Origin of the sequence: Lentzea sp. NPDC051213, from assembly GCF_044455585.1 — a bacterium.
Lineage (GTDB): Bacteria > Actinomycetota > Actinomycetes > Mycobacteriales > Pseudonocardiaceae > Lentzea.
On record NZ_JBITEX010000007.1, the window covers coordinates 560,826 to 585,626 of the forward strand.

Here is a 24,801-nt window from a genome sequence, read left to right on the forward strand (position 1 = left end):
AAGGAGGGTGGGTGGCCGCCAGACCTGTGAGGGGAGTTGGTCCGGTTGCCGACGAACTTCCCTCATGTGGACTAGTCACGGCGCTGGTCACGACTTCCGGCGTGCCTCAGGTGGCCACACGACCTCGATCGGCACGCCCGAAGCGCGTGCCTGCTCCACCACGTCCGCCGTCCCGCCCTTGCCCTGCGCCGGCACCCCGTCCCACACCGCCACCAGCAAGTCGACCGACGCGAGCATGCGTTCGTTGGCGGCGACGTAGGCCTGCCGGCCCGACGACATGTGCGGCAGCACGCTCACGACGGTCGCGGCCGCCCGCAGCTCGTCGTACTCGGCCACCTGGTGCGGCTTGAGCCGATCGCGGTAGTCCAGAGCCGGAAGGACGACCTCGACCTGCCCGCCGAGGCCCAGCACGGCCCTGGCGAACACCTGGTCGGCGCCCGGTGCCAGGCACGTCACGCCGACCAGGGGACGGTCCAGCCGCTCGAGCACCTCCGTCAGCGCTGCCTGCACGGCCAGGACGCACTCAGGCACCAGGTTGCTGTGTCCGGTGATCCCGACCCGCATCAAGCCGTCCGGATCGCTCTGATCGCGTCCCTCGTGTCCTGCACGGCGGGGATGTGGCGGTGCGAAGCTGCTTCCTTGGCGAAATCCTCCAGCTTCCGGAGCACGCGCCCCGAGGAGAGCTTCGCCGCGGTGGGCAGGACCTCGTTGATCAACCCGCACGCCGCCTCCGGGTCTCCCGCGACCATCTTGGTGCGCGCCAGTCCGATCACGTCGAACGCGCGGTTGCGCACCTTCGACGGGTCGCGCAGTTCCAGTGCGCGCCGGATGTGCTGTTCGGCGAACACGGCCTGAGCCGGGTCGTGCATCGCCAGGTCGCGGCACCGCGCCCCGATCACGCCCTCCAGCTCGGCCTCGTCGAAGCTGTGCAGGTAGCGCGGTTCGTTGTCCGAGTCGCGGTGCGAGAAGCTGTCCTGCGCCTGGCCCACGGCCTGGTGGAACTCGCGGATCTTGCCCATCTGCGCGTACGCCCAGGCCTCGCGGGTGAGCAGGAGGGCCTTGAGGGTCGGTGTGCCGGTGCGGCGCGTGCCGTACTGGCCGAGCTGCACGAGCTCCAGTCCGTCCTCCGGGCGGCCGAGATCGAACATCTGCCGCGCCATCGCGGCGAGGCAGAGGGCCGCGAAGCCGTCGTTGTGGCCCGCCTTCGCCATCCGGATGGCCAGCACGTAGTAGCGCTGGGCCGCGTTGTGCAGCCCCGCGTCGAACGACATGCTCGCCGCCACCTTGGACAGCTCGGCGCCGATGAAGAACGCCCGTTCCGTCGTCGGGCCCGAGGGAGCGCGCCCGAGCCGTTCGGCCAGCTCGTCGAGCTGACCGAGCACGGCCTTGCGCGCCAGTCCGTACCCGCCTCGCCCGCCCCAGCCGCGCAACCCGTCCGCGACGCGTTGCAACGCGGCCAGCTCCTCCTCGCTGATCGCCGAGTGCGACGACCACTTCGACAGGTTCTGCAGCGGATGCAACCACCGCTGCAGCGGCTCGACCAGTGCGGAACCCACCGTCACCGCGGCGGCTCCGGTGAGCGCCGCTCGTCTGCTGATCGCCAAGTCGCTCCTCGCCGTCTCCTCGACCGAACGGGCAATGCTCGTCGCCTCCCAGGGGGCGGCGAGCACATCTGGCGGGCCCGTCTCGGGGGAGCCCACCTGAGCTGGGATGACGACTCTGTCGAACCACAGTCGTTCGCCCGGTACACCGAGCACGAGCGCGAAGTGCCGCAGCCGGTCGAGCCGGTCGATCTGGTTCTCGCCCGACTCGTAACGCGAGAGCTGCGCCTGGCTGATGCCGAGCCACGCCGCCATGCGGTCCTGCGTGACGCGGCTCAGGTGCTGGGGGTGGTGGCGGTACGCGGAGATCAGCGCACCCATGTCCCGGTCGGCACAGGCGGCATCGATCGCGGGGTGGTCCCAGAAGTCGCCGGGTACCTCAGGTGGGCCGTGCACGCCGGAACGAGCGTTGCGGCGGCACCGGTGACACAGCCGATCGGTGTTGTCAGCGGCGATGAACGCCCCACACGGGCAAGCGCGCCTGGATTTGGGTCTAGCGGTATCCATCGGCCTCGCCCCCGTCACTGAGCGTTTTCCAAGTGTACGGAGCTGTGATCGTCAGTCCATCCATCTCATGCATAAGACGTAATGGATTCGCGTGTCGCAGTCCCGGTACCCCCGTGCGGCGGATGGGCTTCATACGTCCGCTGCATGAAGCCCATGCAGCGGCCGAGTGGTGTTGGCGCGAAGTGCGACGCACCCTGCACATCGGCAGGTCGGCGGGTCGATCCCCGTGGCCTGCAGTGCCTGACCCACCAACGGGGAGGACAACCGCCGATGAGCCTCACGACCGCGGAGACCGGCACGGGCAGTGCCGGAATCCCACAGAACAGGGCGCACGATCGAGCGATCGGGGAGGCCGTCGCCGGCTACCGGTTGCTCGGCTGGCAGGTGAACATCACCGAGCAGGGCGTGTTCCTGCCCCTGGGGCCCGCCACCACCGCCCTAGCCATGCCGGCGCGCATCGGATCGCGCGTGCTGGCCGACCTCAAGTCGCGCATGCTCGCCGGCCCCGTCACCGTCATCCCCGGCCCCCGCGAACACTGGATCTTCCTCGCCGAGCTGGTCGCGCTGCTGCCCACGCACCTGAAGGCGCCGCCGGAGGTCCAGTTCGTGCGCTCGCCCCACCGGATCGCGCTTCCACCCACGATGACCAGGTACGGATCGCTGCGGTGGGCCAACCCGCCGTCGCACTCGCGGCACTGGTTCCCGCCGTTCACCGCCGTGCTGGCACTGGCCCGGACGGCGGCCGCGGAGGACCAGCGCCGATAATCGGCGCTCGTGCCTCTGGATCGTCGTTCTGTGCTGTTGCTGTGTGGGCTCGCTGCCGCTTTGAGCGCCTGTGGCGAGCCCGCTCCTCGCAAGACGGGCGGTGTCGGGACCGCCCGGCCTGGTGATCGCGTGGCTTCCGCCGCTTCCGTGCCTTTGCGCAGCGGCGTGCTGGTGGACATGCCCGGCAACGCCCAGCTGCTGGTCGTGCAGCCTCAATCGGGTGAATTCCGCGCATTCAACCCCGCCTGCCCCCACGTGGGTTCAATGGTTAACCCTCCCGCGGCCGGTGTCATCACGTGCCCGCTGCACGGGAGCGCTTTCGATCCTGTTTCGGGCGCGGTCCGCAAAGGACCTGCGACTTCGGGGTTGACTGAGGTTGCCATCGCCCGTTCAGGTGAAGATCTGGTGCTCGCCTGAGACCTGTGAGGTTGCTGTGCATTGGGTGTCTCACTGAACTCCTGCTGACCGATCCGCGTAATGCTGTGGTGTGACCCCGAACACCCACCACCACGGAGGATCGGTCGTGAACAGCGAAAGCCTGGTCAGCAGGCGGGCGGCGCTTTGCGGAATCGTGGTCGCCCTCGCCGTGCCCAGCGGACTCGTGACCGCGTGCAGTTCTGGTTCATCGGGTACTACTACTCCTACGCCGACACAAGGTGGTTCTCAGCCGACTTCTTCCGCCGGTACCGCTCTGGTCGCTTTGGCCGACGTGCCGGAGGGCGGCGGCGCGGTCGTGAGCGGTCCTGGCGGCAAGATGATCGTCGTCGCGCGCATTTCCGCGACCGAGGTGAAGGCCTACGACGCGACCTGCCCGCATCAGGGTTCGACGGTCGCGGAGCCTTCCGGCGGAACAATCACGTGTCCGTCGCACGGCAGCCAGTTCTCACCCGCGGACGGGGCTGTGAAAAAGGGCCCCGCGACGTCGGGCCTGCGTGCGGTCGGCGTGAAGGTGGACGGCGACCAAGTGGTGCTGACCTGACCCTTTCTGGTTTTGTCAGACCTCGCCTCTAGTCTTGAGGGCGTGGCAGATCCCTCGACGTACCGCCCCGCAGTGGGCACGATTCCTGAGGCTCCCGGCGTCTACAAGTTCCGCGACGCCGGCGGCCGGGTCGTGTACGTCGGCAAGGCGAAGAGCTTGCGCGGCAGGCTGAACTCGTACTTCGCGGATCTCGCCGGCCTGCACCCGCGCACGCGCCAGATGGTGACGACGGCCGCGTCCGTCGAGTGGACGGTGGTCGCCACCGAGGTCGAGGCGCTGCAGCTCGAGTACAACTGGATCAAGGAGTTCGACCCGCGCTTCAACGTCCGGTACCGCGACGACAAGTCGTATCCGGTGCTGGCGGTGACGCTGCATGAGGAATACCCGCGGCTGCATGTGTACCGCGGTCCGCGCAAGAAAGGCGTGCGGTACTTCGGGCCATTCGCACACGCGTGGGCCATCCGCGAAACGCTCGACCTGCTGCTGCGCGTGTTCCCCGCACGCACGTGCTCGGCGGGCGTTTTCAAGCGGCACAACCAGATCGGCCGCCCGTGCCTGCTCGGGTACATCGACAAGTGCTCGGCGCCGTGCGTCGGCAAGGTCTCCGCCGACGAGCACCGCGCGATCGTCGACGACTTCTGCGACTTCCTGGCGGGCAAGACGGACAACATGATCCGCCGCCTGGAACGGGAGATGTCCGCTGCTGCTGAGGAGCTGGAGTTCGAACGCGCTGCTCGGCTGCGGGACGACCTGGGCGCGTTGCGCCGCGCGATGGAAAAGCAAGCCGTCGTGCTGGGCGACGGCACGGACGCCGACGTGATGGCGTTCGCCCAGGACGAGCTGGAGGTCTCGGTCCAGGTCTTCCACGTCCGCGGCGGCCGCGTGCGCGGCCAGCGCGGCTGGGTGCTGGACAAGGTCGAGGCCCTCGACGACGGCGGCCTGGTCGACCAGTTCATCATGCAGTTCTACGGCGACAACACCGAGAACACCCCGCGCGAGGTCCTGGTCCCGGTGCTGCCCGATGATTCGGTGGCGTTGGAAGACCTGCTGTCCGAACAACGAGGCTCCCGCGTCGTCCTGCGCGTCCCGCAACGCGGCGACAAGCGGGCGCTGATGGAAACAGTGGCCCGCAACGCTTCCGAAGCCTTCGCCCAGCACAAGCTCCGCCGCGCCGGCGACCTGACCGCCCGCTCCGCCGCCCTGCAGGAACTGCAGGACGCGCTGACCCTGGACACCGCGCCGCTGCGCATCGAGTGCATCGACATCAGCCACGTACAGGGCACCGACGTGGTGGCGTCCTTGGTCGTCTTCGAAGACGGCCTGGCCCGCAAGTCGGAATACCGCCGCTTCGCCGTCCGCGAAGCAGCCGCGGAAGGCGACGTCGCCTCAATAGCCGAGGTAGTCCGCCGCCGCTTCCAGGCAATGCTGCGCGAAACCGCCTCCGGCGGCCCGAACCCGGGCATAGACCCGGACACCGGCAAACCCCGCAAGTTCGCCTACCCGCCCAACCTCCTGGTGGTGGACGGCGCCGCCCCCCAAGCCGCCGCAGCCGCCGACGTCCTGGCCGAACTGGGCATCACCGACGTGGCCGTGGTGGGCCTGGCCAAGCGCCTGGAAGAGGTCTGGGTGCCAGGCGAGCCAGACCCGGTGATCCTCCCCCGCACGAGCGACGCCCTGTACCTGCTGCAGCGAGTCCGCGACGAGGCCCACCGCTTCGCCATCGCCTACCACCGCCAGAAGCGCTCGAAGCGCATGATCGTCTCCGAGCTGGACAACGTGCCCGGGTTGGGTGAGACCCGCAAAGCCGCGCTGCTCAAGCACTTCGGGTCGGTTCGGAAGCTGCGGCAGGCCACTGTGGACGAGATCAGCGGGGTGCCCGGGGTGGGGCGGCGGACCGCCGAGGCGGTGGTGGCGACGCTCGCTTCGGCTTCCTCTGTTGGGGCCGCTTCGGCCTCGGCCGCCGTGCCTGCTTCGGCTGGTGCGCCTGGCGTGCCTGGTTCGGGCGGCGGCTCGCGTGCCGTGCCTTCTTCGGGCGGCGGCTCGCGTGCCGTGCCTCCTTCGGACGGCGGCTCGCGTGGCGCAGGTGCCGCGCCTTCGACGTCTGCCGCGTCTTCCGCTTCAGCTGAGTCCGAGGGGAAGCCGGTGCTCTGATGAGCTCCGAGCTCGCCCGCCGCGCCATGACCGAGCACGTGCCGCTGCACCCGCTGCCCGCGGCCGTCGAGACGCTGCTGTCAGACCTGCAGGCCCCGCCACGCCTGGTCGCGCACCTCCGCGCGGTGCACGACGTGGCCCGCCAGCTGACCGACTGGGTAGCGCGGCACCACCCGGCGGCGACGTTCGACCGCGAGGCGGTGCTGTACGGCGCGGCCACGCACGACGTCGGGAAGGTGTTGCACCCCAACGAGTTGTCCGGCCCGGGCTCGGCCCACGAACCGGCCGGCCACGAACTGCTGCGCGCCCGCGGCGTGGACGAGCGCCTGGCACGCTTCGCGCGCACCCACGCATCGTGGACCGCGCCCGACATCACCCTGGACGACCTCCTGGTGAGCCTCGCGGACAAGGTGTGGAAGGCCAAGCGGGTCCCAGAGCTCGAGCAGCTGGTGACCGCGCGCCTCGCGGCCGCCGCCGGCCAGGAGGCGTGGGAGGTCTTCATGGCCCTGGACGACGAGCTCGACCGGATCGCCGAGGGGGCCGACCGTCGGCTGGCTTTCCAGGCGAGCTACCCGGTGGGGTCGTGATGCCGAACCCGGCAGCACCCGCCCCGGATTGGCCGGCAGCACCCGCCCCGGATTGGGCTGGCCACCTCGCTGCGGACCGGGCTGGCCGAGCCGACTGCGATCGAACCGTTGATCTCGCCCCCTTTCGAGCCGCCGAGCCGCCCCGCCCGCCCCTTCCTATTTGCGCGACGAAGATGACCACGCTTCGGGCACACCAGGTAAGGCGATTGATAGACGGTGCCCAGTGCGGATCAGGCCAGGGTTCACCCGTCCGAGTGCCGCCCACGCCCAAGGCACGTAGCGTCTCAACTGCCGAACCTGCCGCGCGCAAGGGCCGTTCCGGTGGAGACTGCACGTCGGGCACGTCCGAGCAGAGCGCGACCCGACCGGGCGCACCCGAGCTGGGTGCAACTCAGCTGGGCGCACTCGAGCTGGGCACGACCCGACTGGGCACGCCCGAGCCGGGCACGACCCAGCTGGGCGCACCCAAGCAGGGCACGACCGGACCGGGCGCACTCGGCTCGGGCACGCCAGGGCCGGGCACGACCCAGCCGGGCACGACCCAGCTGGGCACGCCCATGCCGGGCACGACCCAAGCTGGGCGCACCCAAGCCGGGCGCACCCAAGCCGGGCGCACCCAAGCCGGGCGCACCCATGCCGGGCACGCCCGACCAAAGCGCCACCCAACCGGGCACCCAAGAGCCCGGCCCCAAACAAAGCCAGACCCAACCGAGAAGCGGACACCAGTCCCGCTCATGAACACGTAACGGAGTAGTAGTCGTGAACGCGGAGAAGTCCGGCATCGAAGTCGCCGTGGTGACCGGGCTGTCCGGTGCGGGCCGCAGCACCGCGGCCAAGTGCCTGGAGGACCTCGGCTGGTTCGTCGTCGACAACCTGCCCCCGGAACTCATCGCCACCATGGTCGAGCTCGGCGCGCAGGCGCGTGGGGCCATCACCAGGGTCGCGGTCGTCATGGACGTGCGCAGCCGCGCGTTCACCGAGGACCTGGCCGCCATCATCAAGGATCTCGACGCGCGGGGGTACAAGCCTCGCGTGCTCTTCCTCGAGGCCACCGATGCCGTGCTCATCCGGCGGTTCGAGGCGGTGCGGCGTGGTCATCCGATGCAGGGGGACGGGCGGCTGCAGGACGGCATCGAGGCCGAGCGCCTGCTGCTGACGCCGCTCAAGCAGGAAGCCGACCTCGTGCTGGACACGTCAGCGCTGTCCATCCACCAGCTCAGGGCCAAGATCGAGGACACGTTCGGCACCGAGGCCGCTACCCGCACGCGGGTCACCGTGCTCAGCTTCGGGTACAAGTACGGGCTGCCGATGGACGCCGACCTCGTCATGGACGTGCGGTTCCTGCCCAACCCGTTCTGGATCCCGGAACTCAGGGAGCAGACAGGGCTCGACGGCGAGGTGCGCAACTACGTGCTGTCGCAGGAAGGGGCCGAGGAGTTCCTCGACCGCTACCACGAGCTGCTGCGGCTGATCGGCGCCGGTTATCGGCGGGAGGGCAAGCGCTACCTCACGCTCGCCATCGGGTGCACCGGTGGCAAGCACCGGAGTGTGGCGCTGAGCGAGGAGCTTTCCGGGCGGCTGGCCAGTGAGGACGGCATGGCGGTCAAGGTCGTGCACAGGGATCTGGGACGCGAGTGACGAAGTTGAAAGCTGTTGCTTTGGGTGGCGGGCATGGGCTGCACGCGACGTTGACGGCCCTCAAGCGGGTCACCGACGACGTGACGGCCGTGGTGACCGTCGCTGACGACGGGGGCTCGTCGGGGCGCCTCCGGCGTGAGCTGTCCGATCTGCTGCCTCCGGGTGACCTGCGCAAGGCCATGGCGGCGCTGGCGGGGGAGGACGAGGCCAGCCAGCTGTGGACGTCGCTGTTCAGGCACCGCTTCGGTGGCACGGGTGCCCTTGCCGGCCACGCGGTCGGCAACCTGGTGATCGCCGGGCTGCTCGAGCAGCTCGGCGATCCGGTGGCGGTGCTCGAGCTCGCCTGCCGGTTGCTCGGTGTCAAAGGCCGGGTGCTGCCGATGTCGAACGAGCCGCTGGACATCGAGGCGGACGTCATCGGGCTGGACGAGGACGAGAAGGACGTGCGGCGCATCCGCGGGCAGGTCGCCATCGCGACCACGCCCGGACTCGTGCAGCGCATCCGGCTGACTGCCCCGAACGGGCGACCTGTCGGCTGCCCTGAAGCCGTACAGGCTGTACTTGACGCCGATCTCGTGCTACTCGGCCCCGGATCGTGGTTCACCAGCGTGTTGCCGCATCTGCTGGTGCCCGAACTGCTCGACGCGCTCGTGCGCACGCGGGCCAAAAAGGTCCTTGTGCTCAATCTTGTCCCCCAACCGGGGGAAACCGCTGGTTTCTCTCCGGAGCGCCATTTGGACGTAGTCTGCGAACACGCACCAGAGCTGAAGGTGGACGCGGTGATCGCGGACATCGACTCGGTCCCCACCCCGGACCGGTTGACACGAGCCGCCTCGGCCCTGGGAGCGCGAACGCATCTGGCCAAGATCGCCGCACCGGACGCCGCCGAGCGGCATGATCCGGAGGCACTGGCCGGTTGCCTGAGGCAAGTGGTCGACAAGACCGGAGTGGGAGGGACAAGCCCGTGGCGATGACGTCGGCGGTCAAGGACGAGCTGAGCAGGCTCGCGGTATCCAAGACCTGTTGCCGCCGCGCGGAGGTGTCCTCCCTGCTCAGGTTCGCCGGAGGTCTGCACATCGTGTCCGGCCGGGTGGTCGTCGAGGCCGAGCTGGACCTCGGTTCGGCCGCCCGCAGGCTCCTCAAGGAGATCCAGGCCCTCTACGGCCACCACGCCGAGGTCTTCACCATCCAGTCCAACGGCCTGCGCAAGGGCACCCGCTACGTCGTCCGCGTGGTCAAGGACGGCGAGGGGCTGGCCCGCCAGACCGGTCTGCTCGACCCGCGCGGCCGTCCGGTGCGCGGCCTGCCCGCCCCGGTCGTGTCCGGTGGCGTGTGCGACGCGGAAGCAGCGTGGCGCGGCGCGTTCCTGGCGCACGGCTCGTTGACCGAACCCGGCCGCAGCTCCTCGCTGGAGATCACCTGCCCCGGCCCGGAGGCGGCCCTCGCCCTGGTCGGTGCGGCGCGCAGGATGGGCATCGCCTCCAAGTCCCGCGAGGTCCGCGGGGCCGAGCGCGTGGTGATAAGGGACGGCGACGCCATCGGGGCGATGCTGACCAAGCTCGGCGCGCACGACAGCGTGCTGGCGTGGGAAGAACGCCGGATGCGGCGCGAGGTCCGCGCCACCGCGAACCGCCTCGCCAACTTCGACGACGCGAACCTGCGCCGCTCGGCACGCGCGGCGGTCGCCGCGGCCGCACGGGTCGCGCGGGCGCTGGAGATCCTCGGGCCGGAGGCGCCGGATCACCTGGCCGCCGCCGGACACCTGCGGCTGGCGCACCGGCAGGCCTCGCTGGAGGAACTCGGCCAGCTGTCGGACCCGCAGATGACCAAGGACGCGGTCGCAGGCCGGATAAGGCGCCTGCTGGCGATGGCGGACAAGCGCGCCAAAGACCTGGGCCTGCCCGACACGGAGTCCGCAGTCACGGCGGAAATGCTCGAGGCCGAGGTCTAAAGCCCGCTAAGGCGTGTGGCGCCCCGCCCACACCGCGAGCTGAGCCCGGGACCGCAGTCCCAGCTTCGTCCGGGCATGCGTCACGTGGCGGGCAACGGTGTGCGGTGAAATGCCCAGCCGTTGCCCGATCTGCCGGTTGGTCAGTCCCTCGGCCACGAGCGTCGCGACGTGCAGCTCGCGGGCCGAGATCAGGCCGTCGTCCGCGGCGGCCGGACGAGCCGTCAAAGCGTAGGAAATGGCCTGCGCCAACGACATCCGCTCGCCGGTCGACTCGGCGGCGCGCAGCCGCCCCGCGGTGATCCGGGTGCGGCACACCGAACGCGCCTCGTCCAGCAGCGCCTGCCAGTACGGCTCGGCCCGGAACTCGAAGCGGGTGCGGACCCCGGAAGCGGCGGTCAGCAACGACAACGCGCGTTCGTCGTCGGAGCCGTCACCGACCAGTCCCAGCGCCAGGCCTTCCAGGTCGTAGAACTGGTCCATGGGGTGCTCGGAGCCGACCTGCAGGCTCTCGCGGAAGAGGTCGACGGCCTCCCGGTAGTTGTGGCGCGCCAACGCGATGGCACCCGCCGTGTGCAACACCGGGTTGAGCATGTGCGGCAGCCCCAGCAGGCGCACCAGCGTCAGCGCCTCGCGGACCAGCGGCGCGGCCGCGTCAGCCTCGTTGTGCTGCAACAGGGTCCAGCCGTAGGAGTTCAGCAGCGCGCCCGTCGCCAGCTTGTCGCCGCTCTCGCGCAGCAGTTCGACGGCCTCCTCGAATAGCTCCCAGCCCAGCGTCGGCGAACCGATGTGGGCCTCGGCGGACGCCAGCACCTCCAGGGCGCGGGCCAGCGTGCCGGGACGGCCGTCGCCCGACCGTTCGATCGCCAGCGACTCCTGCGCGAAGCGGCGCGTCAACGGCCAGTCGCCGCGCACGCGGTGATGGGCGGCGGCCAACGCGGTCAGCACGCTCCGGTACGCGGGCGGCAAGGCCTGCGAGAGCGAGAGGTGCAGCAGCGCGGTCGGGGCACCCCTGGGGCCGCGCGGGGTCGAGGTCCAGGCCTGCGCCACCACGGTCAGCGCGTGGCGGACCCAGTCGCCCGTGTCGGCGGCGCGCGCCACCGCCAGATCCAGCAGCCCCAGGTGCCGGTCCAGCCGCAGCACCACCGCCGGCGAGGGGAAGAAGCTGGAGATCTCCGGCTCCACGAGATCCGCCACCCAGGCGACGACCCGGTCGGCGACCACGATCAGGTCCCCGGCCTCGACGGCGCGTTCGCGGCAGTACAACCGGATCGACTCGAGCTGGCGGAACACCGTGTGCCCGCCGGGATCGCGTTCGGCGACCAGCAGGGACTTCTGCTCCAGGCTTGCCAGCAGGTCCAGCGCGTCGGGCACGTCGCAGACCGCGCTCGCGACGCCCAGGTCGAACGGGACGCCCAGCGCGGCGAGCCGGCGGCAGGCGGCCTGTTCCGCGGGGGACAGCAGGTCGTAGCTCCAGCCGATCGCGGCGCGCAACGTGCGGTGGCGGTCGTCGGACGTGCGGGTGCCGGCGGTCAGCAGCGCGAGGCGGTCGCCGAGGCGGGCCAGGATGTCGGCGGGGGACAGGACGGTGATGCGGCGCGCGGCCAGCTCGATCGCCAGCGGCATGCCGTCGAGGTTGCGGCACACGGCGACGACGTCGGCGACGTTGCTGGCGTCCAGCTCGAACGAACGGTCGACGGACGTGGCGCGGTCGCGGAACAGCACCACCGCGTCGTAACGCAACGCCTCGGTGACATCGGCATCTGGCGGTGGCGATTCGAGCTCACCGAGCGCGAAAACCTGCTCGCCCGGCAGCCGGAGCGGCTCGCGGGACGTGATCAGGACGCGCAGGCGCGGGCAGCACGCCAGCAGCTCGGAGACGACGTCCGCGACGTCGGCCAGCAGGTGCTCGCAGTTGTCGAGCACCAGCAGCGGGCGGCGGTGCTGGTCGATCTCGGCGATGACGGCGTCGCGCACCGACCGGTTCGGCAGCGGGTGGGCGCCGGCGGCGTGGTAGATCGCCTGGACCACGTCCGCGGCGGACGCCAGCGCCGTCCACCAGACCTGATCTGCGCGTTTGCTCACGTACTGGACGGCAAGGCGGGTCTTTCCCGCGCCCGCCGGACCGGCCAGGGTCACCAGGCGGTGGTCCGCGTACAGCCGGCCGAGCGCGGCCAGCTCCTCGCGGCGGCCCACGAAGGAGTCCAGCGGCGTCGGCAGGGCGGAGTCGTGCGGGGAGTCGTCACGTGCCGAAGTGCGTTCGCGATACGCACGCTGACGACACGCGTTGGAGCAGTACCTGCGGCCAGGGGCCGTCTCGTTGAGCGGGTTTCCACACGTCACACAGGCGGCATTGGCCGTCATGAGGCATGACCGTACCGGTGTGTAACGGGTCGTAACACCCGCTGTTTCGGGGTATTGCCGGTCTCTTTCCGTCATGGACATGATCTCGCTGGGTACCGCCGTGCCACTGATCAGGAGGTCCTGTCATGACAGCGCAGCTCGGGGCCAGCAAACACCCCTCGCCCGTACCGCCGCAGGACCGGCAGGTGGTCGACGAGTGGCTCGCGCGGATCACGGCCGTCGTCGGCAGGGACGGGCTGGAGGACAGCGCCGAGGCGTGCCAGACCGCCGCCGAGGCCGCGGAGGAGCTGAGCGCGTACCTCTGGATGCTCCGCGCGCTACGCCGCCGAACGGCCTAATCAGGGACAGTTTTTCTGGCTCGATCAAGAGATACTCACTATCCCTGTGACCAGGGACGCAGTTCGGCAGATAGGGTGGGCTTGTTCCTACCAAGCTGAACGCAAGGAGTCAGTCGTGACGGTTCGTGTAGGTGTCAACGGTTTCGGTCGCATCGGGCGCAACTTCTTCCGCGCCGTGAGGGCCGGCGGCCACGACATCGAGATCGTCGCGTTCAACGACCTCGGTGACGTCGCCACGATGGCTCACCTGCTGAAGTACGACAGCATTCTCGGTCGTCTGGACGCCGACGTGCAGGTCACCGATGAAGGCATCTCCGTGGACGGCAAGGTCATCAAGGCCCTCGCCGAGCGCGACCCGGGCAAGCTGCCCTGGAAGGACCTCGGCGTCGACGTCGTGGTCGAGTCGACCGGCTTCTTCACCGACGCCACCAAGGCCCGCTCGCACGTGGACGAGGGCGGCGCCAAGAAGGTCATCATCTCCGCGCCGGCCAAGAACGAGGACCTCACCGTCGTCATCGGCGCGAACGAGGACAAGTTCGACGGTTCGCAGACGATCATCTCGAACGCGTCCTGCACCACGAACTGCCTCGCGCCGCTGGCCAAGGTGCTGCACGACAGCTTCGGCATCGAGCAGGGCCTCATGACCACGATCCACGCGTACACGCAGGACCAGAACCTGCAGGACGCGCCGCACAGCGACCTCCGCCGTGCCCGCGCCGCCGCGCTGAACATCGTCCCGACCTCGACGGGTGCCGCGAAGGCCATCGGCCTGGTGCTGCCGGAGCTCAAGGGCAAGCTCGACGGCTACGCGCTGCGCGTGCCGATCCCCACCGGCTCGGCCACCGACCTGACCGTCACGCTCAAGCGCGAGGTCACCGTGGACGAGGTCAACGCCGCGTACAAGGCCGCCGCCGAGGGCCCGCTGGCCGGCATCCTCAAGTACTCGACGGACCCGATCGTGTCGGCCGACATCGTCACCGACCCGCACTCGTGCATCTACGACGCTCCGCTGACCAAGGTCATCGGCAACCAGGTCAAGGTCGTCGGCTGGTACGACAACGAGTGGGGCTACTCCAACCGCCTCGCGGACCTGGTCAAGCTCGTCGCCGCCAAGATCTGAGCAGGGGCGAACAGTCAGTGAAGACTCTCAGCGACCTGCTCGCCGAGGGTGTCGCAGGTCGGCGCGTACTCGTGCGCGCCGACCTGAACGTCCCCCTCGACGGAGACAAGATCACCGACGACGGCCGTGTCCGCGCGTCGGTGCCGACGATCAAGGCACTCGCCGACGCGGGTGCCCGCGTGATCGTCACCGCTCACCTCGGCCGCCCCAAGGGCGAGCCGGACCCGAAGTTCTCCCTCGCGCCGGCCGCCGCTCGCCTCGGTGAGCTGCTCGGCGCCGAGGTCGCGCTCGCGAAGGACCTCGTCGGCCCGTCCGCCACCTCCGTGGTCGGCGCGCTGACCGACGGTGGCGTCGTGATGCTGGAGAACGTCCGCTTCGACGCCCGCGAGACCTCGAAGGACGACGCGGAACGCGCGGCGCTGGCCGACGAGCTGGCGGCGTTCGCGGACGCGTTCGTGTCCGACGGCTTCGGTGTCGTGCACCGCAAGCAGGCCTCTGTCTACGACGTGGCGCAGAAGCTGCCCGCGTACGTCGGCGGTCTCGTCGAGACCGAGCTGGGCGTGCTGCGCAAGCTGACCGACGACCTGGAGCGCCCGTACGTCGTGGTGCTCGGCGGCGCGAAGGTGTCCGACAAGCTCGGCGTCATCGCGAACCTGCTGGCCAAGGTCGACCGGCTGCTCATCGGCGGCGGCATGGCGTACACGTTCCTCAAGGCCCAGGGCCACGAGGTCGGCACGTCGCTGCTGCAGGCCGACCAGCTCGACCAGGTGAAGGGCTTCCTCGCCGAGGCCGAGAAGCGCGGCGTCGAGCTCGTGCTGCCGGTCGACGTGCTGGTCACCGCCGAGTTCGGCAACGTCGAGCACGACGTCGTCGGCACCGACGCGATCCCCGCTGACAAGATGGGCCTCGACATCGGGCCTCTCAGCCGTGAGCTGTTCGCGTCGAAGCTCGCCGACGCCAAGACGGTGTTCTGGAACGGCCCGATGGGCGTCTTCGAGATCGAGACCTACGCCGGTGGCACCCGTGCCGTCGCGGAGGCTCTGGTCAAGTCCGAGGCGTTCACCGTCGTCGGTGGCGGCGACTCCGCTGCCGCGGTGCGTGCGCTCGGCCTGCCCGAGGACGGTTTCTCGCACATCTCCACCGGTGGTGGTGCCTCCCTCGAGTTCCTCGAGGGCAAGGAACTCCCCGGTATCAGCGTTTTGGAGTCCTGATGGCAGCCCGGCTCCCGCTCATCGCGGGCAACTGGAAGATGAACCTCAACCACCTCGAGGCGATCGGCCTCGTGCAGAAGATCGCCTTCTCCCTCCCGGAGAAGTACTTCGCCAAGGTCGAGGTGGCCGTTCTCCCGCCGTTCGTCGACATCCGCAGCATCCAGACGCTGGTCGACGGCGACAAGCTGCTGCTCAAGTACGGCGCGCAGGACATCTCGCAGCACGACTCCGGTGCCTACACCGGTGAGGTGTCCGGCGCGATGCTCGCGAAGCTCGGCTGCGACTACGTGGTCGTCGGGCACTCCGAGCGCCGCGAGTACCACGCCGAGACCGACGCGCTGGTCAACGCGAAGATCAAGGCCGCGCTGAAGGTCGAGGTCACGCCGATCTTCTGCTTCGGCGAGAAGCTCGACGTGCGCGAGGCCAAGGGCCACCTGGAGCTGGTGCGCCAGCAGCTGGAGGACGGCCTCGCCGGCTTCACCGCGGAACAGGTCGCCAAGATCGTGTTCGCCTACGAGCCCGTCTGGGCCATCGGCACCGGTCGCACGGCCTCCTCGGCGGACGCGCAGGAGGTGTGCTCGCTGGTCCGCTCGTTCGTGGCGGAGAAGTACGGCGAGGAGACCGCGGCCGTCGTGCGCGTGCTTTACGGCGGTTCGGTGAAGTCGTCGAACATCGGCGAGCTGATCGCTCAGAAGGACATCGACGGCGCTCTCGTCGGCGGTGCCAGCCTTCAGGCGGACGAATTCACCAAGCTGTGTGCGCTCGCCGCGGGCGGACCTCTACCCTAAGTCGATCAGGCGCCACGGCGCCTGCGCCCTAACCCCAACTGGTGCACACGTTCGGCAGTCGAACAGGTACTCTATGGCGTCGGCTGCCTGACAGCGAGGAAGAAATGATCCTGTTCCTGCAGATCCTGTTGATCGTCTCCAGCGTGCTGCTGGTGCTGCTGGTGCTGTTGCACCGCGGCCGTGGTGGCGGCCTTTCTTCGCTGTTCGGTGGCGGTATGCAGTCGAGTCTGTCCGGTTCCTCCGTGGTCGAGAAGAACCTCGACCGCCTGACGCTTTTCGTCGGCGCGGTCTGGGTCATCGCCATCGTGGGCATCGGACTGCTGATCAAGCTCCCCGGAGCCTGATCACCGTTCAGCGGCAGAAGCCCTCAGGGGCTTGGGGTAACCACTTGGTGGGGGTGTAACGGTCGATGTCCGGTGGTAACGCGATTCGCGGTACCCGCGTCGGCGCAGGCCCGATGGGCGAGTCGGAGCGCGGCGAGTCCGCGCCCCGCCGTCGGGTGTCGTACTGGTGCGCGAACGGTCACGAGTCCCGGCCTTCTTTCGCGGTCGACGCGGAGGTGCCGGAGAACTGGGACTGCCCGCGTTGCGGCCTGCCCGCTGGGCGGGACGAGCAGACGCCACCCGCGCCTCCGCGCAACGAGCCGTACAAGACGCACCTTGCGTATGTGAAGGAGCGTCGCTCGGACGCGGACGGCGAGGCGATCCTCGAAGAGGCTCTCGCCAAGCTGCGCCGTCAGCGCGAAGAGCCGTAAGCCCGGCTCGCCAGAAGTTCAACAGCTCAACGCGAAAAGGCCCCTCTACTGCGGAGAGGGGCCTTTTCGCGTTGGCTTGAGGTGCACGCGGGGAGCTTTCGTGCGCTACGAGCGCACGAAAGGGGCCCCGCGTGTGCTCAGCGGCGCAGGCCGGTGAACTGGCGGCGCAGCATCGCGGCACCGATCAGCAGGAAGAACAGCAGCACCACGAGCGTGCTGGTCGTCCCACCGGACGAACTGGACAGCGTCACGTCCACGTTGCCGACGAGCACGATGCCGCACTCGGCGCGCACGGTGTGCCGGCCGGGCTCGATGTTCGAGAACTTCACCGGGGACGTGAACTCGCCGTTGTTGTCGGCGGTGGTCTGACCGACGTCCTGGCCGAGCGACTTCAGCCTCACGCTGGCGCCCTGGGGGCAGCCGGTGCCGGTCGCGGTCAGGTCCTCGCCGGGCTGGATGTTCTCCTTGTCCAGCACCAGCACGCCGTCACCGGGGTCGGTCGAGGTGCCCGACGACGACGTGCCGGAGGACGACGGGGGAGTGCTGTCGGTCGTCGTCGTGACCGGTGGTGTCGTCGTGGTGACGCCGGGGCGCGTGACGGGCGGCTTGGTCCCCGGCGGGTTCGTCACCGGCGGATTGGTGACGGGCGGCTGGGTGGTGGTGGTCGGTGGCGGGGTCGTCGTGGTCGTCGGCGGGATGCGGACGGTGAACGTCGTGCCGGCCGGGCGGGCGCCCTGGCAGACCAGCTGGATCTCGACCCGGTGCGGGCCGGCCGTGGCGTTGTTCGGAACTGTTGCCGAACCGGAACCCGTTCCGCGACCCGTTCCCTGCCCGCTTCCCACTACCGTCTTGCCGTCCCACAGGACGGTGACCGCGTAGGTCGTGCAGTCCGGGTCGAAGAAGACCCCGGTCCAGCCGACCTTGAAGGCCGATCCGGGGGCGCCGGCGTTCGGGCTCGCCGAGAGCGTCGGCGGCTGCTGGGCGGCGGCCGGTGTGGCGCTCAGCACCGTAACACCGGCTGTTAAAGCCGCGAGTAAGCCTAAAGACCGCATTCCCTCTCCCCGGATCCGAACCTAAGGTGCGCTAGTGAGACGTCGCATGTGCCGTGCAGGTTTACTGCTGTGGTGCGGAATTATGCTGCTGCCGTCAACGGCCTCCGCACAGGGCGGGTCGGTTCTGCTCGAAGCCAATGTGGACGGTAGGCCGGTTGGCGTAGGCACCCTGGTGCTTGACCCGGCAAAGACCGCCAAGGTCTCGGTGACGGTCCGCAACGACACGAGCACTCCCAAGCGCGTGAAGACCGTGCGGATCAGCGGAAGCGCGCTCGCGTTGACCTTCTTCGCCTATGACACAACGGTTCCGTTCGAGGTGCCGGCGAAGTCCTCGGAGACCCGGTCGTTCCCGCTGGAGCCCACCGACCTCGGCGCGCAGGCGATCGGTCTCCTTCCGGTCACGGTCGAGGTCATTGATCCGCAACGGGAAACCATCGCGTCCGTGGAGACGACCGGGGACGTGCGCGGATCGTTGTGGTCCGTGTACGGCGCGTTCGGGCTGGGCGTGCTGGTGCTGACGGCGTTGTCGTGGCTGGGCGCGCTGATCGCGCTCGCCCGCCGCCGGCTGCCCCCGAACCGCTGGCAGCGGGCCATGCGGTTCCTGCCCGCCGGGATCGGGACCGGTCTCGTCGCGGTGATTTCGTTGTCAGTGCTGCGATTGGTGGCACCATCACCCTCGGCCGAGATCCCGTTCATCCTCGGCGCTGCCGCCGTCGCGTTGCTTCTTGGCTATGTGACACCGCATCCCGGTGAGCAGCAACCGTCCGAAATGGAAACCGTGAGGATCATCCGGTGACGTTGTCCAGTGTGGTCGCCGCTCTGCCGCAGTACGCCGTCGGTGAGCAGATCGGCGAAGGCGGGATGGGCGTCGTCTACGGCGGCGTGCACCGTCAGCTAGGCCGTCCCGTTGCGATCAAACGGCTGCCGCACGCGGTGGCCGAGGACCCGCGGATGAGCGAGCGCTTCGAGCACGAGGCGCGGCTGCTGGCCCGCCTCGACCACCCGCACATCGTGCCGGTCTACGACTACGTGCGGCAGCAGGGCGAGCACCTGCTGGTGATGGAACGGCTCGACGGCGGCACGGTCTGGTCCCGGTTCGCCGAGGACGGTCTGACGGCGCAGCAGTCGTGCGCGATCACCCTGGCGGCGCTGTCGGGTCTGCACGCGGCGCACGAGGCGGGCGTGCTGCACCTCGACGTGAAGCCGAAGAACCTGCTCTTCACCTCGACCGGGGTGGTGAAGGTGGCGGACTTCGGCATCTCCCAGGTGGTGTCGGAGGGCGCGACGCTCGTGACGCACGCCGGCGCGGTGCTCGGCACGCCCGCGTACATCGCGCCGGAACAGGCGATGGGCAACGCGTTGACGCCGGCGGCGGACGTCTACGCGACCGGCACGATGCTGTACGAGCTGCTGTGCGGCGATCTGCCGTTCGAACGCGGCGGCGGTCCTATCGCGATGATCCAGAAGCGCGTCTACCAGGACCCGCGGCCGCTGCAGAACGTGCCGGAACCTCTGGCCGGCGTGGTCATGCGCAGCATCGCCCGCGACCCGGCGGCGCGCTACCGCAACGCGGAGACGTTCGCGATCGATCTGGCGGGCGCGGCGGCCCACCAGTTCGGTCCGGACTGGCTGATGCGCGTCGGCACCCCGGTGCACCTGGCGCCGCAGGTGTCGGCGTCGTCCACGAACCCGTCGCTGCGGCCCGTGCGGGAGCGGGACACGGTCTCCCTCAGCCAGCAGCCGATCAGGGCCACCCTGGTGGACCCGATCCCGGCCGCGCGCCTGAGCGGCAGCACGCTGGTGCCGGCCGCGTCGGTGATCAAGCCGCCGTCGTCGCCGTGGTTGCTGTGGCTCGTGGCGGCGGTCGCCTTGCTGACGATGGTGGTCGTGCCCTTCGTGTCGTCCGGGACACAGGACAAGGGCATCACCCAGGACCTCGCGGGTCCGGTGCGGGTCGACGGCACGCGGCTGGTGGTGACGCTGGCCGGGATTCCGCTGGCCGACGTGACCGAGCGCGTGCCGGAGGGCTTTGTGCTGCCGGGTGCGACGCGGTGGATCGTCGGCGGCGTCGTGACGGCCAAAGTGGACGATCAGCCCTCGTTTCCGCTGGGGTCCGACCGGACACCGTGGCTGAGCATCATGGGCACCGGGTCGGCGCTGCTGCTGCTCTTCACGTTGGCGTACCTGGAATCGAACCTCCGTGCGTTGCGCAAGCGGCAGACCGGCGTGGCCGCGGTGATCGCGTCCGTGCCGCTCGGGTTCGGTCTCGGCCTGGCCGTGTGGCTGCTGGTGTCGGTGCTGCTGAAGCACGAGCCGACGCTGCCGATCGCGCTCACGTGCGGCGTGCTCGGCGCGGCGGCGGCCCTCAGCGCGTCGCTGGCCGCTAAGCGCGCCTGACCGCGAACTCGAACAGGTCCGCGAGCTCCTTCGCGTACTGGGTGACGTCGGTGTCCGGCCGGGCCATCAGCTCGGCCGGCACCGCCTCCATCGCGGCGATCAGCGACACCGCCATCACCCGCGGCGCGAACTCCCGCAGTTCGCCGCACTCCTGGCCCTCGCGGAACATGGCCTCCATCTCGGCGAGCGTCTCGGCGGCCTGGCCCGCGTACCACTCCCGCGCGGCCTCGGCGTCCCTGGCCGCGGAGGCGATCTGGCCGATCGCGATCAGCTCGGCGGGATGCTCCGCGCAGTAGTGGACGAAGCCCTCGACGAGGGCCCGCATGGTCGCGCAGAAGCTCTCGGCGCCCTCGGAACGCGCGGCGAGCGCCCGGTCCATCGAACCGTGCACGGTCAGCATGACCTGCTTCATCAGTTCCTCGCGCTTGGCGAAGTGGTACGTGATCAGCCCGGGGCTGATGCCCGCACGCCGCGCGATCTGCACGAACGACGCCTTCGCGTACCCGATCTCGGCGATCGTCGAGATGGCCGCGGCGACGATCTGCCCCCGCCGGGCGTCCTCGATGAAGCTGCGCTTCTGGTCGCCCGGCTGAATTTCTGGTTGCATGACCAGTAGTCTAGTTGAGTAACTAGTCGAGGGGGAAATCATGATCAGTCGAAAGGTGTTCCTGACGTCCGTGGCGGGCGCGGCCGCACTCGCGAGCGTCGGCGGAGGCAGAGCTCAGGCAGCGGAAAGACTGCGCGGCGGTGTCTGTTACGACACCGGCGTCGTGCACATGGCGGGGGAGCCGTCGAGCCGGGTGCGGTGGAGTCGCCGGCAGCTGGAACGCGAGATCGGGATGATCGCCACCGACCTGCGCTGCCCGTCCATCACCGCGTTCGGCACCGACCTCGGCCGCCTGGCCGAGACGACGGACGTGGCGCTGCGCCGCGGTGTGGAGGTGTTCGTCCAGCCGCGGCTCTACGACCACCCGCAAGAAGAGATCCTCGACCACATGGCGGAAGCCGCGCGCCAAGCCGAACGACGCCGCGTCGGCGACAACGTCAAGTTCGTCACCGGCTGCGAGCACTTCCTGTTCACGCCGGGCATCATCCCCGGCGCCACGTTCCTGGAGCGGATCGCGCACCTCCGCGAGATGCCCGGCTCGGAGTGGCCGGCGGTCATCAGGCGGTTCCGCGAGTTCATGGTGAAGGCCGTCGACGTCACCCGGCGCGAGTTCCGCGGCCGGATCACCTACGGCGCGGCCGCGGGCGCCGACGCGGTGTGGAACGACTGGTCGTTGTTCGACATCGTGGGTCTCGACCACTACAGGTATTTCGAGACCGATGCCGAGTACGCGGCGGACCTCGCCCAGTACCGGCGCTGGGGCAAGCCGATCATGGTTCTGGAGTTCGGCTCCTGCACGTTCACCGGCGCCGCGAAGGCCGGCGGCACTGGCTGGGAGATCATCGACTACGACGCCGATCCGCGGGTGGTCAAGCCGGGGTACGAGCGCGACGAACGCGAGCAGGCCGACCACGTCGCCCGCCTGCTGCGCGTGTTCGCCGCGGAGAAGCTGATGGGCGCGCACCTGTACTCGGTCATCTCACCGGACCTGCCGCACCACCCCACGTGCCGTGACCGGGACTACGACATGGCCTCGTACAGTCTGCTCCGCACGATGCGGGACCGGTTCGACGACGAGAACTCGCCGTACCGGTTGGAGCCCAAGAAATCGTTCCACGCGTTCGCGCGGCACAACCGTTAGTCGACGTCGGACGCCACGCGCTGCTTCGGGAACGACGCGCTCACGAGGAAGCCGCCCTCGTCGGTCGGCCCCGCGGAGAACTCGCCGCCGAGCAGCGCGGCGCGCTCCCGGAGGCCGACCAGGCCGTGGCCACCGCTGGGCAGCGGCTGAGCTGACGGGCCGGGCGCGGCCGTGTTGCGCACCTCGACGAGCACGTCGGTCTCGTCGACGTCGATGAGCACGGCCGCGCTCGCTCCGGTGGCGTGCTTGCGGATGTTGGTCAGTGCCTCCTGCACCGTCCGGTACACCGCACCGGACACGGGCGTGGCCAGTTCCTCCACCGGGCCCTTGACCTGCACGGACACCTCGAAACCGGCGTCGGCGGCCAGTTCCGCCAGCTCGTCGACACCGGGCTGGTTGCCCTCGGTGGTGCGCAGGACCGACACGAGCTGGCGGAGCTCGTCGAGGGTCCTGGTCGACAGCGTGCGGATGGTGCCGGCGACCTGCTTGTGCTCGGCGTCGGCGACCGCCATGCGCAGCGCGCCCGCCTGCATGGCGATGAGGCTGACCTGGTGGGACACCACGTCGTGCATCTCGCGGGCGAGCTTGGCCCGTTCGTCCGCACGGATGGCGTGCGCGTGCAGCACGCGTTCTCTCTCGCGTGACTCGGCCAGCTCGATGATGCGGTCCGACAGCTCCTGGCGGGCGTGGGCGAGCAGGCCGATCGCAATCGGCAGGCCCGCGACCAGGAAGCCGTAGATCGCCGAGTGGAAGTGGCCCGATGCCGGCCGGTCGATCAGCTCCTGCGGCGGCCAGGCCACGAACCGGCACAGCCACACCAGTGCGGCGGCCAGTCCGGTCTGCCAGCCGCCGACGTAGCGGCGGGCCACCGAGTAGAGCGCGATCATGGCGGCGAGCTGAGCCCAGCCGACGAAGAAGCCTGGGATGGTCAGGATGAGGGTGATGAACGGGAACCGGCGGCGCAGCACCAGCGCGCCGACCGCGACCCAGTTGAGCCAGACCTGGTAGGTCTCGACGGCGGGGAAACCGGGAACCGGGTCGGCCTCGAGCCACAACCCGTACAGCCAGACGTCGAGCACCGCGAAGAAGATCAGCGCCAGGTCGACCAGGACCGCGCGGTAGTCACCACTCAGCGGCCAGCGCGAGCCGGCCGTGGTCTCCTCCGGCCGTCTGGCCGGGAGCAGCGTCGTGGTCAGGATCCGACCTCCCCTGTGAGCCTTGCGATCCTCACCGTACTGCGCGTATGCAGCGGTTGGCATTGGCCGCCCCTTTACCCCGACCTGCTCCGTCAAGGGGTAAGACAGCCTCGCACGCGGTTTGGTACGCCGCTCGGCTCACAAATGTGCTACCGCACACGCTCGAGTGAGCGCGTGCGGTAGTCACGGGCACCGCTGCACTACCGCACTACTGCACCGGGCAGCGCTTCCACGAGAACTGGTACGTCGTGTCGATGGCGCCATCAGTGGAGTCCATCGAGGCGAAGCTGGTTGTCGTGGTCGTGTTGGACGTGCCGGGGTAGACGCGGAGCTCGGTGTTGATGTTGAAGTTCCGCTGCTCGCCACACGGGTGGTAGACGATCGCGGCGATCTCGGTCGTGTCGGTGGCCTGCCAGTTGTCGCTGTGCGGGCCGTTGTACCGGTGCGATGCCGAGTCGTTCTGCGACATGCCCTGGAAGTAGTAGTTGGCCTTCTGGATGACGTAGGCGCCGCGCTCCAGGGACGCGAAGCCTCTGTAGTCGGCGGTGGCGATGCCGTAGGTGAAGCCCTGCGGCACGTTCACCCGCAGGTTGAGCTGGCAGTTCTTCCGGAAGTCGGTGGGGCGGGCACCCACGCCGACCTGGGCCATGTAGTCGCTGTAGGTGACGGTGAAGGCCTTGTTGTCCTCGGACACCGCGACGGCTGCCGTGCCGGCGGGGCAACCCGATCCGTTGACCGTGACCACGTCGATGGTGATGTGACCGGGCGGCGGCGTGGTGTTCGGCGCGCCGGGCGGGATGATGATTGCTGAGGCAAGCAGGGCAGCGGCAACCGCGTTGAGCATGGTGACACCTTTCCGGCGCATGTCGCAGGGTGGAGTGGCGGCGGAGAAGAGGGGGCGGCGGCCCTGGAAAAAATCAGCAGCGCTTCCAGGAGAAGTGGAACAGCGTGCGCACTTCTCCGCGCGTGTAGTCCATCGTCATGAAGCTATTTGTATTGGCATCCGAGGTTCCCTTGTCAACGCGGAGGGAGCTGTTGACGTTGAGATTCCTCGTCTCGCCGCACGGAGCCCAGACGATGTCCGCGAACTCGGTTCGGTGCGTGACTGACCAGTTGTCGTCGAACGGCCCGGTGAACGAGTGCTTCTTCAGATTGTTGGCCGATTGACCCTGGAAGTAGTAATTCACCCACTGGTGCCCGACCGCGCCGCGTTCGAGGTGGCCGAAGCCCGCGTAGGTCGCTTCCGCGATGCCGTACGTGAAGCCCTGTGGGGTGTTGATCTGCAGGTTCAGCTGGCAGTTCTTGCGGAAGTCGGTGTCGCCGGCGCCCTTGCCCGCCTGGGCGAGGTAGTCGCTGTAGATCACCCAGAACGAGGTGTTGTCCGCCGAGACGATCACTTCCGCCGTGCCTTGCTTGCACCCGGAACCGTTCACCGTCACCACGTCGATCGTCACCCGGTCCGACGGAATCGTCTCGGCGGCTTGTGCGGGTGCGGACGACAATGTGAACAGCACGGCCATAGCGGCTGCTGCCGTCGCTTTACGCATGAAGTTGGCCTTTCCTGGTGCCTCTTTCTCAGCGTGGAGCGGCAGCGGTGCCGCGAAGGTTAGCGCAGAGCACCATCCAATGGTGTGATCCAAACGGCCCATGTCATCCT

At 69.3% G+C, this 24,801-nt stretch carries 26 protein-coding genes; 17 read left to right on the plus strand and 9 right to left on the minus strand.

What is annotated here, in order from left to right:
* Positions 1–87: 87 nt before the first annotated feature.
* On the minus strand, positions 88–564 hold the full coding sequence (locus tag ACIA8G_RS31260) for a hypothetical protein (RefSeq protein ID WP_396422267.1): 477 nt from the start codon (positions 562–564) through the stop codon (positions 88–90).
* The gene (locus tag ACIA8G_RS31265) at positions 564–1,997 is read right to left on the minus strand and encodes a helix-turn-helix domain-containing protein (RefSeq protein WP_396422268.1); all 1,434 of its coding nucleotides are present in this window, start codon (positions 1,995–1,997) and stop codon (positions 564–566) included. Before ACIA8G_RS31265 ends, ACIA8G_RS31260 begins: the two co-directional genes overlap by 1 nt.
* A 381-nt stretch (positions 1,998–2,378) precedes the next feature.
* On the opposite strand from ACIA8G_RS31265, the gene ACIA8G_RS31270 reads away from it, so the two are divergent.
* From ACIA8G_RS31270 to ACIA8G_RS31290, 5 genes are all read left to right on the plus strand, one after another.
* Positions 2,379–2,873, plus strand: coding sequence for a hypothetical protein (locus ACIA8G_RS31270; protein WP_396422269.1), 495 nt, complete (start codon positions 2,379–2,381; stop codon positions 2,871–2,873).
* A 129-nt stretch (positions 2,874–3,002) separates the two neighbouring features.
* Positions 3,003–3,290, plus strand: a complete 288-nt coding sequence (locus ACIA8G_RS31275) for a Rieske (2Fe-2S) protein (RefSeq protein WP_396422270.1) — start codon at positions 3,003–3,005, stop codon at positions 3,288–3,290.
* 106 nt (positions 3,291–3,396) lie between these two features.
* The gene (locus ACIA8G_RS31280) at positions 3,397–3,852 is read left to right on the plus strand and encodes a Rieske (2Fe-2S) protein (RefSeq protein ID WP_396422271.1); all 456 of its coding nucleotides are present in this window, start codon (positions 3,397–3,399) and stop codon (positions 3,850–3,852) included.
* Positions 3,853–3,894: 42 nt separating this feature from the next.
* Positions 3,895–6,003, plus strand: coding sequence for an excinuclease ABC subunit UvrC (gene uvrC, locus ACIA8G_RS31285; protein ID WP_396422272.1), 2,109 nt, complete (start codon positions 3,895–3,897; stop codon positions 6,001–6,003).
* Entirely contained in the window at positions 6,003–6,590 is a 588-nt protein-coding gene (locus ACIA8G_RS31290) for an HD domain-containing protein (RefSeq protein WP_396422273.1), read from the plus strand. Before uvrC ends, ACIA8G_RS31290 begins: the two co-directional genes overlap by 1 nt.
* Before the next feature lie 391 nt (positions 6,591–6,981).
* On the opposite strand, the gene ACIA8G_RS31295 is transcribed toward ACIA8G_RS31290, so the two are convergent.
* Positions 6,982–7,176: a hypothetical protein gene (locus ACIA8G_RS31295; RefSeq protein WP_396422274.1), complete on the minus strand. Its 195-nt coding sequence runs from the start codon at positions 7,174–7,176 to the stop codon at positions 6,982–6,984.
* Positions 7,177–7,370: 194 nt separating this feature from the next.
* Here ACIA8G_RS31295 and rapZ point away from each other — a divergent pair, with 194 nt between their 5' ends.
* From rapZ to whiA, 3 genes are read left to right on the plus strand one after another with little or no spacing between them, the layout of a single operon-like run.
* Positions 7,371–8,228, plus strand: a complete 858-nt coding sequence (rapZ, locus tag ACIA8G_RS31300) for an RNase adapter RapZ (protein ID WP_396422363.1) — start codon at positions 7,371–7,373, stop codon at positions 8,226–8,228.
* Between the two features lie 5 nt (positions 8,229–8,233).
* Positions 8,234–9,202 carry a uridine diphosphate-N-acetylglucosamine-binding protein YvcK gene (gene yvcK, locus ACIA8G_RS31305; protein WP_396422364.1) on the plus strand — a complete coding sequence of 323 codons (969 nt, stop codon included), beginning with the start codon at positions 8,234–8,236 and terminating at the stop codon, positions 9,200–9,202.
* Positions 9,193–10,179: a DNA-binding protein WhiA gene (whiA, locus tag ACIA8G_RS31310; protein WP_363779901.1), complete on the plus strand. Its 987-nt coding sequence runs from the start codon at positions 9,193–9,195 to the stop codon at positions 10,177–10,179. Before yvcK ends, whiA begins: the two co-directional genes overlap by 10 nt.
* Before the next feature lie 6 nt (positions 10,180–10,185).
* Here the strand turns inward: whiA and ACIA8G_RS31315 are convergent, their stop codons facing one another.
* Complete coding sequence (locus ACIA8G_RS31315) at positions 10,186–12,540, minus strand: ATP-binding protein (RefSeq protein WP_396422275.1); 2,355 nt, start codon at positions 12,538–12,540, stop codon at positions 10,186–10,188.
* Between the two features lie 125 nt (positions 12,541–12,665).
* Between ACIA8G_RS31315 and ACIA8G_RS31320 the strand changes: the two genes are divergently transcribed.
* From ACIA8G_RS31320 to ACIA8G_RS31345, 6 genes are all read left to right on the plus strand, one after another.
* Positions 12,666–12,878: a hypothetical protein gene (locus ACIA8G_RS31320; protein ID WP_396422276.1), complete on the plus strand. Its 213-nt coding sequence runs from the start codon at positions 12,666–12,668 to the stop codon at positions 12,876–12,878.
* A gap of 115 nt (positions 12,879–12,993) precedes the next feature.
* Positions 12,994–13,998: a type I glyceraldehyde-3-phosphate dehydrogenase gene (gap, locus tag ACIA8G_RS31325; RefSeq protein ID WP_396422277.1), complete on the plus strand. Its 1,005-nt coding sequence runs from the start codon at positions 12,994–12,996 to the stop codon at positions 13,996–13,998.
* A gap of 17 nt (positions 13,999–14,015) precedes the next feature.
* Positions 14,016–15,209 (plus strand): phosphoglycerate kinase, encoded by a 1,194-nt coding sequence (locus tag ACIA8G_RS31330; protein ID WP_396422278.1) that lies wholly within the window; start codon positions 14,016–14,018, stop codon positions 15,207–15,209.
* A complete protein-coding gene (gene tpiA / locus ACIA8G_RS31335) occupies positions 15,209–15,997 on the plus strand; it encodes a triose-phosphate isomerase (RefSeq protein WP_396422279.1) in 789 nt (262 codons plus the stop codon). The genes ACIA8G_RS31330 and tpiA overlap by 1 nt, the downstream gene beginning before the upstream one ends.
* A gap of 104 nt (positions 15,998–16,101) precedes the next feature.
* A complete protein-coding gene (secG, locus tag ACIA8G_RS31340; protein WP_089958273.1) occupies positions 16,102–16,341 on the plus strand; it encodes a preprotein translocase subunit SecG in 240 nt (79 codons plus the stop codon).
* Between the two features lie 65 nt (positions 16,342–16,406).
* Positions 16,407–16,751 (plus strand): RNA polymerase-binding protein RbpA, encoded by a 345-nt coding sequence (locus tag ACIA8G_RS31345; RefSeq protein ID WP_030470277.1) that lies wholly within the window; start codon positions 16,407–16,409, stop codon positions 16,749–16,751.
* 137 nt (positions 16,752–16,888) lie between these two features.
* On the opposite strand, the gene ACIA8G_RS31350 is transcribed toward ACIA8G_RS31345, so the two are convergent.
* Positions 16,889–17,758 (minus strand): hypothetical protein, encoded by an 870-nt coding sequence (locus ACIA8G_RS31350; protein ID WP_396422280.1) that lies wholly within the window; start codon positions 17,756–17,758, stop codon positions 16,889–16,891.
* 217 nt (positions 17,759–17,975) lie between these two features.
* Here ACIA8G_RS31350 and ACIA8G_RS31355 point away from each other — a divergent pair, with 217 nt between their 5' ends.
* On the plus strand, positions 17,976–18,599 hold the full coding sequence (locus tag ACIA8G_RS31355; RefSeq protein ID WP_396422281.1) for a hypothetical protein: 624 nt from the start codon (positions 17,976–17,978) through the stop codon (positions 18,597–18,599).
* Positions 18,596–20,200, plus strand: coding sequence for a serine/threonine-protein kinase (locus ACIA8G_RS31360; protein WP_396422282.1), 1,605 nt, complete (start codon positions 18,596–18,598; stop codon positions 20,198–20,200). The genes ACIA8G_RS31355 and ACIA8G_RS31360 overlap by 4 nt, the downstream gene beginning before the upstream one ends.
* Here ACIA8G_RS31360 and ACIA8G_RS31365 read toward each other — a convergent pair.
* A complete protein-coding gene (locus tag ACIA8G_RS31365; RefSeq protein WP_396422283.1) occupies positions 20,187–20,807 on the minus strand; it encodes a TetR/AcrR family transcriptional regulator in 621 nt (206 codons plus the stop codon). The genes ACIA8G_RS31360 and ACIA8G_RS31365 overlap by 14 nt on opposite strands.
* A 40-nt stretch (positions 20,808–20,847) precedes the next feature.
* Between ACIA8G_RS31365 and ACIA8G_RS31370 the strand changes: the two genes are divergently transcribed.
* Complete coding sequence (locus ACIA8G_RS31370) at positions 20,848–21,948, plus strand: hypothetical protein (RefSeq protein ID WP_396422284.1); 1,101 nt, start codon at positions 20,848–20,850, stop codon at positions 21,946–21,948.
* On the opposite strand, the gene ACIA8G_RS31375 is transcribed toward ACIA8G_RS31370, so the two are convergent.
* The 3 genes from ACIA8G_RS31375 to ACIA8G_RS31385 all read right to left on the minus strand — a co-directional run bounded on the left by ACIA8G_RS31375 (position 21,945) and on the right by ACIA8G_RS31385 (position 24,793).
* Entirely contained in the window at positions 21,945–23,207 is a 1,263-nt protein-coding gene (locus ACIA8G_RS31375) for a sensor histidine kinase (RefSeq protein WP_396422285.1), read from the minus strand. The two genes, ACIA8G_RS31370 and ACIA8G_RS31375, sit on opposite strands and share 4 nt — an antisense overlap.
* A 145-nt stretch (positions 23,208–23,352) precedes the next feature.
* Positions 23,353–23,988, minus strand: coding sequence for a DUF4360 domain-containing protein (locus ACIA8G_RS31380; RefSeq protein ID WP_396422286.1), 636 nt, complete (start codon positions 23,986–23,988; stop codon positions 23,353–23,355).
* A gap of 73 nt (positions 23,989–24,061) precedes the next feature.
* The gene (locus ACIA8G_RS31385) at positions 24,062–24,793 is read right to left on the minus strand and encodes a DUF4360 domain-containing protein (RefSeq protein WP_396422287.1); all 732 of its coding nucleotides are present in this window, start codon (positions 24,791–24,793) and stop codon (positions 24,062–24,064) included.
* Between the last annotated feature and the right edge of the window lie 8 nt (positions 24,794–24,801).

What these genes read in the sequence shown, in the direction of transcription:
- ACIA8G_RS31260 (WP_396422267.1), bottom strand. Translation starts at nt 564, where the DNA reads ATGCGGGTCGGGATCACCGGACACAGCAACCTGGTGCCTGAGTGCGTC.
- ACIA8G_RS31270 (WP_396422269.1), top strand. Translation starts at nt 2,379, where the DNA reads ATGAGCCTCACGACCGCGGAGACCGGCACGGGCAGTGCCGGAATCCCA.
- ACIA8G_RS31290 (WP_396422273.1), top strand. Translation starts at nt 6,003, where the DNA reads ATGAGCTCCGAGCTCGCCCGCCGCGCCATGACCGAGCACGTGCCGCTG.
- ACIA8G_RS31315 (WP_396422275.1), bottom strand. Translation starts at nt 12,540, where the DNA reads ATGACGGCCAATGCCGCCTGTGTGACGTGTGGAAACCCGCTCAACGAG.
- ACIA8G_RS31320 (WP_396422276.1), top strand. Translation starts at nt 12,666, where the DNA reads ATGACAGCGCAGCTCGGGGCCAGCAAACACCCCTCGCCCGTACCGCCG.
- tpiA (WP_396422279.1), top strand. Translation starts at nt 15,209, where the DNA reads ATGGCAGCCCGGCTCCCGCTCATCGCGGGCAACTGGAAGATGAACCTC.
- secG (WP_089958273.1), top strand. Translation starts at nt 16,102, where the DNA reads ATGATCCTGTTCCTGCAGATCCTGTTGATCGTCTCCAGCGTGCTGCTG.
- ACIA8G_RS31345 (WP_030470277.1), top strand. Translation starts at nt 16,407, where the DNA reads ATGTCCGGTGGTAACGCGATTCGCGGTACCCGCGTCGGCGCAGGCCCG.
- ACIA8G_RS31365 (WP_396422283.1), bottom strand. Translation starts at nt 20,807, where the DNA reads ATGCAACCAGAAATTCAGCCGGGCGACCAGAAGCGCAGCTTCATCGAG.
- ACIA8G_RS31370 (WP_396422284.1), top strand. Translation starts at nt 20,848, where the DNA reads ATGATCAGTCGAAAGGTGTTCCTGACGTCCGTGGCGGGCGCGGCCGCA.
- ACIA8G_RS31375 (WP_396422285.1), bottom strand. Translation starts at nt 23,207, where the DNA reads ATGCCAACCGCTGCATACGCGCAGTACGGTGAGGATCGCAAGGCTCAC.
- ACIA8G_RS31380 (WP_396422286.1), bottom strand. Translation starts at nt 23,988, where the DNA reads ATGCTCAACGCGGTTGCCGCTGCCCTGCTTGCCTCAGCAATCATCATC.
- ACIA8G_RS31385 (WP_396422287.1), bottom strand. Translation starts at nt 24,793, where the DNA reads ATGGGCCGTTTGGATCACACCATTGGATGGTGCTCTGCGCTAACCTTC.